General features: G+C 59.9%; 12 protein-coding genes. 4 read left to right on the forward strand and 8 right to left on the reverse strand.

Annotated features, from left to right (window positions below):
• Window positions 1-4 precede the first annotated feature (4 nt).
• The 7 genes from ACMGGW_RS15015 to ACMGGW_RS15045 form a co-directional block, all read right to left on the reverse strand.
• A complete protein-coding gene (locus ACMGGW_RS15015) occupies window positions 5-994 on the reverse strand; it encodes an ABC transporter permease (protein ID WP_038877882.1) in 990 nt (329 codons plus the stop codon).
• Window positions 991-2,481: a sugar ABC transporter ATP-binding protein gene (locus ACMGGW_RS15020; RefSeq protein ID WP_049209281.1), complete on the reverse strand. Its 1,491-nt coding sequence runs from the start codon at window positions 2,479-2,481 to the stop codon at window positions 991-993. Before ACMGGW_RS15020 ends, ACMGGW_RS15015 begins: the two co-directional genes overlap by 4 nt.
• Before the next feature lie 54 nt (window positions 2,482-2,535).
• Entirely contained in the window at window positions 2,536-3,453 is a 918-nt protein-coding gene (locus tag ACMGGW_RS15025; RefSeq protein WP_015378502.1) for an ABC transporter substrate-binding protein, read from the reverse strand.
• 135 nt (window positions 3,454-3,588) lie between these two features.
• On the reverse strand, window positions 3,589-4,656 hold the full coding sequence (locus ACMGGW_RS15030) for an erythritol/L-threitol dehydrogenase (RefSeq protein WP_016927009.1): 1,068 nt from the start codon (window positions 4,654-4,656) through the stop codon (window positions 3,589-3,591).
• A 354-nt stretch (window positions 4,657-5,010) separates the two neighbouring features.
• A complete protein-coding gene (tmaR, locus tag ACMGGW_RS15035) occupies window positions 5,011-5,328 on the reverse strand; it encodes a PTS system regulator TmaR (RefSeq protein WP_004935612.1) in 318 nt (105 codons plus the stop codon).
• 160 nt (window positions 5,329-5,488) lie between these two features.
• Window positions 5,489-6,556 (reverse strand): FUSC family protein, encoded by a 1,068-nt coding sequence (locus tag ACMGGW_RS15040; protein ID WP_089181126.1) that lies wholly within the window; start codon window positions 6,554-6,556, stop codon window positions 5,489-5,491.
• 94 nt (window positions 6,557-6,650) lie between these two features.
• The gene (locus ACMGGW_RS15045) at window positions 6,651-7,418 is read right to left on the reverse strand and encodes an N-acetylmuramoyl-L-alanine amidase (protein WP_025303521.1); all 768 of its coding nucleotides are present in this window, start codon (window positions 7,416-7,418) and stop codon (window positions 6,651-6,653) included.
• Between the two features lie 176 nt (window positions 7,419-7,594).
• On the opposite strand from ACMGGW_RS15045, the gene ACMGGW_RS15050 reads away from it, so the two are divergent.
• A complete protein-coding gene (locus ACMGGW_RS15050; RefSeq protein ID WP_033643785.1) occupies window positions 7,595-8,341 on the forward strand; it encodes a S24 family peptidase in 747 nt (248 codons plus the stop codon).
• A 34-nt stretch (window positions 8,342-8,375) separates the two neighbouring features.
• Here the strand turns inward: ACMGGW_RS15050 and ACMGGW_RS15055 are convergent, their stop codons facing one another.
• Complete coding sequence (locus ACMGGW_RS15055; protein ID WP_025303522.1) at window positions 8,376-9,485, reverse strand: SDR family oxidoreductase; 1,110 nt, start codon at window positions 9,483-9,485, stop codon at window positions 8,376-8,378.
• Window positions 9,486-9,743: 258 nt separating this feature from the next.
• Between ACMGGW_RS15055 and ACMGGW_RS15060 the strand changes: the two genes are divergently transcribed.
• The 3 genes from ACMGGW_RS15060 (at window position 9,744) to sbcB (ending at window position 11,711) form a co-directional block, all read left to right on the forward strand.
• The gene (locus tag ACMGGW_RS15060) at window positions 9,744-9,950 is read left to right on the forward strand and encodes a hypothetical protein (RefSeq protein WP_025303523.1); all 207 of its coding nucleotides are present in this window, start codon (window positions 9,744-9,746) and stop codon (window positions 9,948-9,950) included.
• A 54-nt stretch (window positions 9,951-10,004) separates the two neighbouring features.
• Window positions 10,005-10,193: a DNA polymerase III subunit theta gene (locus tag ACMGGW_RS15065; RefSeq protein WP_025303524.1), complete on the forward strand. Its 189-nt coding sequence runs from the start codon at window positions 10,005-10,007 to the stop codon at window positions 10,191-10,193.
• Between the two features lie 90 nt (window positions 10,194-10,283).
• On the forward strand, window positions 10,284-11,711 hold the full coding sequence (sbcB, locus tag ACMGGW_RS15070) for an exodeoxyribonuclease I (protein ID WP_025303525.1): 1,428 nt from the start codon (window positions 10,284-10,286) through the stop codon (window positions 11,709-11,711).
• The last annotated feature ends 68 nt before the right edge of the window (window positions 11,712-11,779 follow it).

An 11,779-nucleotide genomic window follows, 5' to 3' on the forward strand; every position in this document is an offset into this window, starting at 1 on the left:
CCTCCTATTTGCGCCGCACGGAGCTGAGGTAGATGGCGGCCAGGATGATGCCGCCCTTCACCACGTTCTGGATATATGGCGACACGTTCATCAGATTGAGGCCGTTGTTGAGCACCCCGAGCATCATCGCCCCCACCAGCGTGCCGACGATGGCGCCGCGCCCGCCGGAGATCGCCGCACCGCCCAGCACTACGGCGGCGATAGCGTCCAGCTCGAAGCCTTCGCCGGCGTTAGGCTGCCCGCTCATCAGGCGCGAGGTCAGCACCAGCCCGGCCAGCGCGGCGGTCAGTCCGCTGATCACGTACACCAGCATCTTGTAGCGCGGCACGCGGATGCCGCTCAGGCGCGCCGCCTCTTCGTTGCCACCCATCGCGTAGACGTAGCGGCCGAACGGCAGCTGGTTGAGCATCAGCCAGGCCAGCACGTACACACCGAGCATGATCAGGATCGGCACCTGAATGCCCAGCACCGTGCCGCGGCCAAAGAAGGAGAAGACGTCGGGCAGGCCGGAGATTGGGTAGCCGCCGGTATAGAGCAGCGCCAGGCCACGGGCGATGCCCATCGACGCCAGGGTGACGATGATCGGCGGCATGCGCAGGTAGGCGATGCAGGCGCCGTTGGCCAGGCCGAACAGCGCGCCGACCGCCAGCGCCGCCACCATCGCCAGCGGAATCGGCACCGCCGCCAGCATCAGCCCGGCGGCGACGGAGCCGGCCAGCGCCATTACCGGCCCCACCGAGAGATCGATGCCGCCGGTCAGAATGGCGCAGGTCATGCCCACCGCGATGATGGCGTTGATCGACACCTGGCGCGCCACGTTGGTCAGATTGTTGACGCTGAGGAAGCTGTCGTTCAGCAGGCTCATCAGCACGAACAGGACAGCGAAGCCGATAAACGGCAAGACCGCCGGGTGATGCAGCAGTTTTTCCCAGCGCTTGCCGAGACTGGGGCCGGCGGCGCGGCGCGCCACGGCGGGTTGTTCAATTCCGATCATAAGGCACTCCCGGTCGCGTGAAGCATGATGTGGTTGGATTCGATGTCATCGCCGGTCAGCTCGGCGACGATGTGGCCGCCGCGAAACACCAGCACGCGGTCGCACACGCCGATGATCTCCGGCAGTTCGGAAGAAATCATGATGATGGAGATGCCCTGCTGGGTCAGTTGCTGCATCAGCTGGTAGATCTCGGCCTTGGCGCCCACGTCGATGCCGCGCGTCGGCTCGTCGAAGATCAGGATGTTGCAGTCGTTGTTGAGCCAGCGGGCGATCACCACCTTCTGCTGGTTGCCGCCGCTCAGGGTGCTGACGGCGGTCTCGGCGTCCGGAGTTTTCACCCCCACGGCGCGGATCAGCCGCTGCACCACGTCGCGATCCTTGCGGGCGCTGACGAAGATCTTGCCGCGCCGGTGGTGCCGGTTGAGGGTGACGTTCTGCGCCACCGAGAACGGCAGCACCAGGCCCTCGGTTTTGCGGCTCTCCGGCAGCAGGCCGATGCCCTGCGCCAGCGCCTGCGCTGGGGAGCGCAGCGCCGCCGGTTGGCCGCCGAGGCTGACGCGTTTGCGGTGGCAGCGGCTGGCGCCGATCAGCGCAGAGACGGTCTCGGTGCGCCCGGAGCCCACCAGCCCGGCAAAGCCGAGGATCTCGCCCTTGTGCAGGTGAAAACGGTCGGTCGCGCCGTGCTTCTCGCGCTGGATCTCCGCCTCCAGCAGCACCGTCGCGGTATCGACCGGGTGCTGTTTCACCGGGAAGGCGTTCTCGATTTTGCGCCCGACCATCAGCCGCACCAGCTCTTCCACGTTGGTGTCGCCGGTGGCCAGCGTTTCGATGTAGGCGCCGTCGCGCAGCACAGTGATGCGATCGCAGATGGTGAAAATCTCGTCCAGGTGGTGCGAGATAAACACCATGCCGACGCCCAGCAGCCGCAGATCGTTCATCACGCTGAACAGGTGCTCGGCCTCGCCTGGCGTCAGCGTGGCGGTCGGCTCATCCAGCACCAGCACCCGCGCCTCCAGCGACAGCGCCTTGGCGATCTCAACGAACTGCTGCTGCGCCACGCTCAGCTGCTCCACCGGGCAATCGAGATCGATAGCCACCGTCAGCCGCTTGAAGATCGCCTCGGCCTTGCGCCGCATCGCCCGCCGATCCAGCAGGCCCCAGCGGTTCCTGATCTCCCGGTTGAGGAAGATGTTGTCGATGGCGCTCATGTAGGGAATCAACGAGAATTCCTGAAAAATAATGCCGACCCCGGCCTCGATCGCCTGGCGATAGTTGTTAAAGCGGCGCTGCTCGCCGTCGATAAAAATATCGCCCTCGTCCGGCTGATAGATGCCACACATGATTTTCACCAGCGTCGATTTGCCGGCGCCGTTTTCGCCCAGCAGGGCGTGCACTTCGCCGCGTTGAATGGCCAGATCGATGCCATCCAGCGCCTTCACGCCGGGAAAGCTCTTTTTTATTCGCTTCAGTTCCAGTAAAGGTGTCACCGCATTGCCCTCCGCACCGAACGCCCCGCCGCAGCGGGGCGAACCCGGCTGCTGTTACCAGCTAAAGCCGGCCGCATTGCTGCGGTCGATCAGCTTCACTTTGACCGGCACGGTTTTCGGCACCGTGGCGCCCCAGTAGCGGGCCAGCGCAATGCCGAGCGCGATGCGCAGCTGGTCGCGCGGGAACTGCGCTGAGGTGGCGATGAACGGCGAATTCGGCTTGAGGATCTCTTTGATGGCTTCCGGCTGGCCGTCGACGCTCACCAGCTTGACCTTGGCGCCGTTGCTTTCGATCGCCGCCAGGGCGCCGAGCGCGCCGACGTCGTTGACGCTGAAGATGCCCGCCAGATCAGGCGCCGACTGCAGCATGTTTTCGGTCACGGTCAGCGCGGTGTCGCGCTCCTGCTTGCCGTTTTGCTTGGTGACAATCTTGATGTCGGGGTATTTTTTCATCGCCGCTTCAAAGCCGCGCACGCGCTCCAGGATCGGCACCACCGGGATGCCGTCGAGGATCGCCACCTTGCCTTTGCCGCCCAGCGCTTTCGCCAGGTACTCGCCCGCCTGGAAGCCGGCGTCGTAGTTTTCCGAGCCGACGAACGAATCCAGCGGCCCTTCCGCCTGGGCGTCGATCGCTACCACCACCGCGCCGGCCTTATGGGCGGAGATCACCGCCGACTGCACCCCCACCGAATCGGTCGGGTTGATCAGCAGGATATCCACCTTCTTCTGCAGCATGTCTTCCACGTCGCCGATCTGTTTGGCGACGTCATGGCGCGCATCGGCCACGTACACCTTGGCGCCGATATCCGCCGCCGCCTGATCCAGCGCCTGCTTCATGGTGACGAAGTAGTCGTTGTTCATTTCCTGGAACGACATACCGATAGTGATTTGCTTGGCCAGCGCCCCATGGCTGGCCGCCAACATTCCACCGGCGACGATAAAAGGCAGGGTCTTTTTGAATAATGAAAACATAGCCAATTCTCCTGTAGGGAAGCTTCTTGTTGTGGTTATCAGAGCAACAGCATGTCTTTACGTTTGGCCGACCGGCCGGCTCCCCATTGCGGATGGGCCGGCGATCGTGACTGCAACAGCGGTACGGCGGGAGGGTCAGGGAACCAGGATCACCTTGATAGAGTCGGTCGAGTCCGCCAGGGCGAAGGCTTCATCCCAGTCGTTCAATGAATAGCTGTGGGTAACCACGCCGTTGGAAGTCACCAGCCCGCGCTCGAACAGATCGATGGCGATTTCATAGCTGTAGGGCGCCAGGTGCGCGCCGCGAATGTCCAGCTCCTTGCGATCGCCGATGATGGACCAATCGACGGTGGTTTCCTTACCGAACACGCTGAACTCCACGAAGCGGCCCAGCTTGCGGATCATCTGCAGCCCCTGGGTGACGCCGATCGGCGCGCCGGTGGCCTCGATGTACACGTCGCAGCCATAGCCGCCGGTCAGCGATTTGACGATCTGGTCGGCATCTTCCTTCAGCGGGTTGATCACCACGTCGGCGCCGAACTCCTTCGCCAGCGCCAGCCGCTCGTCGATGGCATCGATCACGATCAGTTTCTTCGGCGTTTTCAGGCGCGCCACCTGCACCATGCACAACCCGAGCGGCCCGGCGCCGGCCAACACCACTACGTCGTCCAGCTGGATGTCGCCGCGCGCCACGGTGTGGATGGCGCAGGCCATCGGCTCAATCAGTACCGCGTCTTCATGGCTCAGGCTTTCCGGGATCTTGTGCACGATGGCGTTCTCGGAAAAACGCATGTATTCCGCCATGCCGCCCTCCGCCACGTCTTTCTGGAAGCCGTAAATGTTATGCGTCTCACACATCCAGTAGCTGCCGGATTTGCAGTAGCGGCACTCCCAGCACGGCACGATCTGCTCGGCGATCACCCGCTCGCCGATCCGGTATTTGCCTTCCGCGCCCTCGCCCAGCGCGGCGATGCGGCCGTAGAACTCATGCCCCGGCACCACCGGCGGTTTGACCCACGGGTTCTCCCCCCAAAACATCTGCGCGCCGTTCTTGCATTTGCAGTCGCCGGCGCAGATGCCGCAGCCTTCCACCTTGATCACCAGCTCGCGCGCCTTCGGCAGCGGCGTAGGCACCTGTTCGAAACGATAATCCTGCGGGCCGTGGCAAACGACCGCGCGCATTTTTTCCGGCAACTGGCTCATCTCTTCCTCCAATACACTCGTTAAACGCTTGAATTTTCTTAATGTTGACGTTGTCATTTTTATCCAACAAAAAACAAGTAACGAAACAACATGATAAATTTCAATGAATTAATCATCACACATCCCAGAAACTCAAAATGACAACGTGAACATTGATCGACATATAACCAAAGCTGCAAAAATAATTGTTTGAGCAAAATCACAGTTCGTTAACATTGCGGCTAAAAATGCTACAAATGCGGATCGCGATCCCATTTAAAGGATCGATGAGGATCGGGAGATGATCGAAACGGCGGGAAGAAGATGATTGGCAGGAATGCGGGCCAGGCATCGCACCCGGCCCGATAAAGCGGGTTACTTCACTTCGCCCATCGCTTTCAGCTTTTTGGACAGCTCGCGGCGCTCTTTGGACAGATCGGCATTTTTGATGATGTAGTCATCAACGCGATCTTCGTAGTCGCTGCGCATGTTGGCGATGATGCCCTGAATGTCTTCAATGCTCATGCCGGGCTTGATGTACTCGCTCAGGTTGTCGAGCAGCAGCACGCGCTTCTGGTTATCACGAATTTTCTTTTCGTTGTCGACGATCTCGCGTTGCAGTTTGTTTTTGCGGCGGAACATACGCACAAACTCCAGCACGTCCTGGAAACTCGGCTTATTTGCATTATCCATCTTTATACCCTTGCTTTAGTAATACACAGATTCATTTGCTTACGGCCACATGGCACCAAGATACAGGTTTGTGGCGGTCCGGCACAACAGTGATTGCCTTATCTTACCCACTTTGCCCCGGCGGCCAAAACCCAAAGCGCCGCCTTCATGATCTGACCCCCTATTCACGCTCGGCGGCGGTACAAACCTGGAGCAGATCCCCCAACTCTTCCAGCTGCTGCGCCAGCTCCATGCTGAGCCAAACGTAGCCGTAAATCGGCGCTTCGCCGTGCTGGCCGAGGCTGACCTCCTGCATCAGCGTTTTCAGCTCGCCGGCGATCTCCGCCAACTGCCCCGCCACCGCCTGCCGCTGCGCCTGCGGCCCTTCGCGCATCAGCACCGCCAGCGATTCCAGCGAGCTCAGCGTCAGCAGTTGGGTACTGCGCAGCGTGCGGGCGTTCAACATGATGAAGTGCGTTTCGCGCGAGGCCCAGTAGGCGTCGGCCATCAGCTCCAGTGTACACACCAAATTGCGGCTGAGGGTTTGCACCGCCTCGAACACCGCTTTGGGGATGCGGGTTTCCTTGCTGGCGGGCACGATCAGGCTGCGCAGCTTCACCACCTGATTCAACAGATCCTTGAGCTGCGGCTCCAGCCGCGGCCGCTCGATAACGTTCGGCGAAAAATACGCGCCGTAGAGGCGGGCGGCGGTTTGCAGGCAGTCCGCCATTTGCATGCGCCACAGAATGTAGGCGCGCTGTGGGTAGATGCTGGTGAACAGCAGCGCCAGCAGCGAACCGAAGATCACGTCGCCGCTGCGCCACAGCGCGGTGTGCATGTCACCGGCGCCCGCGCCGCATACCACCGCCAGCGTGATCCCCACCAGCAGCGCCATATACGGCCGTTTGCCGAGCGTCAGGTAACCGCAGACGAACATCACCACGCCGCACCAAGCCAGCATCAGCGGCAGCGAATAGAGTTCCAGATACAGGGCGATCAGGCCGGACGCGGCGCCGAACACCGTGCCGGCAATGCGTTGCAGCGCCCGCTGCAGCACGTTGCCCCAAAACGAGATCGGCCCCATCACCACCACCAGGGTGATCAGCGGCCAGGTGCCTTCGGGCACCGCCAGCAGGCGGATCAGCAGAAAGGTCAGAATAAACGCCAGCCCGATGCGCACGCCGTGTACGATGCGGTAGTGGCGATAGGTCAGCAGTTCAAGGGAAGAGATTTTTCGATCGAGGCGCACAATGCCTCCGATAAAGACCAGCCAGGCCGCTATTTTAGCGGAGGAAGCCCGGCGAGGAAAAGGCGAATGAGGCGTCCCCCATTCGCGGTCAGGCTCAGGCGGCGTACTTGTCGACCAGCGCGCGCAGAACGGCGGCGGTTTCAACATCCATCACGCCGTCATACTTCTGCTGACGGAAGTGCAGCTGGAACGCGCGCACCAGCTGGCGATAGCCTTCTGCGGTGTTCGCCGCCGAGGTGTCGTAGCCATATTGGGCGAACAGTTTCAGCAAATCGGCCTGCGCCGGCAGGCCCTGGCTGCAGTATTCCTGCTGGCGCTGCTGCTTGGTCGCTTCGTCATACCAGGCGCCGACGCCGGCCTGATACAGCTGCTGCCACGGGAACTGCGGGCCCGGATCGCTCTTGCGGCCCGGCGCGATATCGGAGTGCGCCACCACGTTCACCGGCGAGATGTCCGGATAACGCTGCAGGATGTTCTGCGCCAGCTGGGTGACCGCCTCGATCTGCTGCGGATTGAACGGCGGGAAGGTGATGTTTCCACCGTCGCCGCTCGCCAGGTTAACGATCTCGATGCCGATCGAGGTGTCGTTGATATTGCTGCGGGTGCCCCACTGGCTGGTGCCGGCATGCCAGGCGCGCTCGTTCTCGTCCACCAGGTTGAAAATGCGCACGCCGCTGAAGCCGGCGGCCTGATAGGTGGCCTCGGTCGGATCCGGCACCAGATAGTGCGCGCTGACCGATTTTCCGGTCAACGACTTCACCGAGTCGGCGAAGTTTTGCGCCGTGTAGTGCAGCACCAGAAAGCGCACGCGGTGGCCGAAGCTGGCGACCGATCGGTAGCTATTGTAATCAATCTTGTACATCGTAAAGTCCCTCTCTCGTTTGATTTCACTGAGCGGCCCCTCATCATGACAGGCCGCCCCGCACGGGTGAACCTTTGGCTCACTCTTTTTGTTTTAGCTAATTGCTAAATCATGCGCAAGTATTTTTTAGCAAAATCGTTATTTACCTTTTTGCTAAAGAGTGCGATCATTGCACGATGGAAACTAAAGAAATCAGGCGCAACAATCTGCGCGAATTGATGGCCCGCTACGCCCGGCAAGGCGTCAACCAGAATGAATTCGCCACGCTGGTTGAGTCTTCCGCGCCGACGCTGAGCCAAATCATCGGGGAGAAATCCTCCCGCAATCTTGGCGACAATCTGGCCAGGCGGATCGAGGCCAAGCTGAATTTGCCCAAGGGCTGGTTCGACGTGTTTCATGAAAAGCAGCTGGTGCGCCCGTTTGACAACGTGGCGGCGGAGTCGGACTTCCAGCCCGCCCGTTTAAAACCGGTGGTATGGGAAGATACCGAACAGGACAAGGAAGAGTTTGTGGAGATCCCGCTGCTGGATATTGATTTTTCCGCCGGCGACGGCTGCTACGAAATCGTCGATCGCGAGGAATTTTCGCTGATCTTCCGCCGTTACTATCTGCACAAGATGGGGGTGGCGGTCAACGCCGCGCGCATTATCCGCATCTCCGGCTCCAGCATGGAACCGCGTCTGCAGGATGGCGACGTGGTCGGCATCAACACCGACGACACGCGCATCCGCGAGGGCAAGACCTACGCCATCCGCCACGGCAATTTGCTGCGGGTGAAGGTGCTGATCGAGCAACCGGACGGCGGCGTCATCATCCGCTCCCTCAACCGTGAAGAGTACCAGGACGAGCATCTCAGCTATCAGCAGCGCAAGGAGCAACTGGTGGTGCTCGGCCGCGTCTTCTGGTCCTCTTCGTCCTGGTAGCAGAGCAACCTCGGGCGCCCGCTGCGCCCGGCGGTTATTTGAAGTCCACCACCATCTGCTGCTGGATAGACAACCCGCGAGTCGACTGCACGCAACCGGCGATGTAGTCGGTGAAGCGCGGCGGTTTCGGCATGCCCAGCTTGAGGATCTTCTCGTTGCTGAAACGCACGTTGAGCATGGCGAACGAGCCGTACAGGCGCATCGCCTTCAGCATCAGCCGCTCGTTGCACGGGCCGAAAATGTCTTTCAGCTGACGGCGCATTTTCACCAACGCGTCATACGTCACCTGCGCATACTCATCGCCCACCGGCGCTTTTTCCAGCGCTGCCGCCATGGCGCGGTCGATTTCGGCAAAGCTGACGCTGCGCTCTTCACCGGCGGAGATGTGATAAACGTCGTTCTCCAGCGTTTCGCTGTTCATCAGCATCACCAGCGCATCCGCACAGTAGTCCACCGGGATCACGTCGATATTGTCCTGCAGCGAGCACATAAACTTGCGCAGCATCAGCGCCATGCCAAACACCCAGAAAATGCTGCTGGAAGGCTGGCAGCCCAGGCGGGTGTGGCCCACGACAATCGACGGACGAGCGATGGTCAGCGGCATTTGCGGGCAGCGTTGGCGCATCAGCTGTTCGATGGTGGATTTGGAACGCGTATATTCCACCAGATGCTCGGCATCTTCCTCAAATTCGCCGCTCTCCGCCACCAGCGAACCCGGTTCCGGGGAACAGGACATGGCGGTACCGACATGCAGAAAGCGTTTTAATCCCGGCACCTGCGCCATTCTTTCGGCAAAGGCCAGGGTGCCTTCTACGTTTACCTTCCAAATGAGCGGGTTATTACCAAATGAAGCAACGGCCGCACAGTTAATAACGTGCGTGACATTGTTAATACGTGCGTCAGTTAAAAATTCGGCCGGCTCGGAAAGGTCGCCCAACAATATATTTTCTATCGTAATTTTAGACAGCAGATTCGCGTCGATATTAAACTTTTCCATATTCGTGCGAATACGAGCCAATCCTTGCTGCGCATCATCGGCGCGCACCAGTAAAAGATAATTAATAGACTGATTTTCAATCAATAATTTTTCAAGAACTGCACCACCGAGAAAGCCGGTAGCGCCGGTTAACAGTAGCGTTTTCATCATTGTCACCCACATTGGTATTGAATGTGGGAGATTGTATCTGCGGGTATTTAAACAAATATTAAATAGAATTACGGCGCCCAGAATCACTTTTCTTAATATTATCTTAAGGAATCTTTTGAAACATCCATCGTGGCTTTAGTAACAAAAGAAGCGCGTAGATTGGATGATTAATCTCTGCCGTTTAAATACCATTGATGTAGTGCCTGATTTAATTTAACGGTCAATGTTATTTCTCTTCTCGTCCGTGGAGGACCTATGACCTATAACCAAAAAATCTGGTTGGGGGTTTTACTGCTGTGCGCCCTGTTTTGGGGGGCGGTGATAAGCGGCGCCTGTTCGCTGTATAACCGGGCAGATCGCCTCAATGCGCACCAGGCGCAGAACGAGTTCGCCGCGCGCCACAGTCTGGCCCCCAGCTCGCAGCAAAGCGCGCAGGCGTCCACCTCCCCTCGGAATGGGTAGGGACAAGACCCGCTAACGATCCTATTATACCCTAAGGTTAACAGGGAGATAACGATGGTTCGAAAGCTGGATAGCTTACCGCAGGCGCAACGCGAGAAAATAGAAGCCGATTTGCTGGCCATCAGCGTGATCTACAACGAGCGCTACGGCATCGCTTCGACCCAGGCGGAAACAGAACGACAGATCCCCGACCACCTGCTCCCCTACTTTCACCAGCGGCTGGATTTCTATCGCCGTGCGTAATTGCGCGCATTTCGCTAACCGCCGCTTGGCATCGCTCCCTACGCCGTTACAATAGAGGCATATTGTATCCGCCACTGAAGAGACGCGATTTTGAGCAGCAAGGCACCGGCCACATTTTATATCCACGATTACGAGACCTTCGGCAAGAGCCCGTCGCTGGACCGCCCGGCGCAGTTCGCCGGCGTGCGCACCGATATGGATTTCAACATTATCGAAGAGCCGCTGGTCATCTACTGCGCCCCGGCCGATGACTACCTGCCGGAACCCGAGGCGGTGATGATCACCGGCATCACGCCGCAGGTGGCGCGTGCCAAAGGGGTTAACGAGGCCGAGTTCACCCGCCAAATCCATCAGGCCTTCAGCGTGGCCGGCACCTGCATTCTCGGTTACAACAACATCCGCTTCGATGACGAAGTGAGCCGCAATATCTTCTATCGCAACTTCTACGATCCCTACGCCTACAGCTGGCAAAACGGCAACTCGCGCTGGGATCTGCTGGATGTGATGCGCGCCTGCTACGCTCTGCGCCCGGACGGCATCGTTTGGCCGGAAAACGAAGACGGTTTCCCCAGCTTCCGCCTGGAACATCTGACGCGCGCCAACGGCGTCGAGCACACGCAGGCTCACGACGCGATGTCGGACGTTTACGCCACTATCGCCATGGCCAAGCTGGTCAAACAGGCACAGCCGCGGCTGTTCGATTTCCTGCTGCAGCACCGCAACAAGCACAAGCTGAACGCCCTGATCGACGTCGCCGACATGACGCCGCTGGTGCACGTCTCCGGCATGTTCGGCGCGGCGCGCGGCAATACCAGCTGGGTGTCGCCGCTGGCCTGGCACCCGGACAACAAGAACGCGGTGATCATGTGCGATCTGGCCGGCGACATGACGCCGCTGTTGACGCTGAGCGCCGAGCAGCTGCGTGAACGGCTGTATACCCGCCGTGACGATCTGGCGCCGGATCAGGCACCGGTGCCGATCAAGCTGGTGCACATCAACAAATGCCCGGTGCTGGCGCCGGCCAAAACCCTGCTGCCGGAGAATGCCGAGCGGCTGGGCATCGATCGTCAGGCGTGTCTGCAAAATCTGCAGCTGCTGAAACAGCATCCGGAAGTGCGCGAGAAAGTGGTCGCGCTGTTCGCCGAAGCCGAGCCGTTCAAAGGCGCCGACGACGTCGACGCCCGCTTGTACGACGGTTTCTTCAGCGACGCCGACAAGGCGGCGATGAGGATTATCCAGCAGACCAAACCGCAGAACCTGCCGGCGCTGGATCTGGCCTTCAGCGACGGCCGCATGAAAGAGCTGCTGTTCCGCTTCCGCGCGCGCAACTACCCGAATACGCTGGACGACGCCGAGCAGCGTCGCTGGCTGCAACACCGCCAGGAAGCGCTGAGCGCAGAGCGCGTGCAGAGTTACCTGCTGCAGCTCGAATCGCTGTATAACCTGCACGAAGGCGACAAAGAGAAAACCGCCCTGTTGAAAGCGCTGTTCGATTACGGCAAAGAGTTGGTGGGATAAACCCCGCCGCAGCAGAAAAGGAAAAGGCCGCGAAAGCGGCCTTTTTTGTGGCTGAGGAGACGGCTCGC

The sequence above is a fragment of the Serratia sp. BNK-4 genome (assembly GCF_048685115.1).
In the GTDB taxonomy this organism is placed as follows: Bacteria; Pseudomonadota; Gammaproteobacteria; order Enterobacterales; family Enterobacteriaceae; genus Serratia; species Serratia bockelmannii.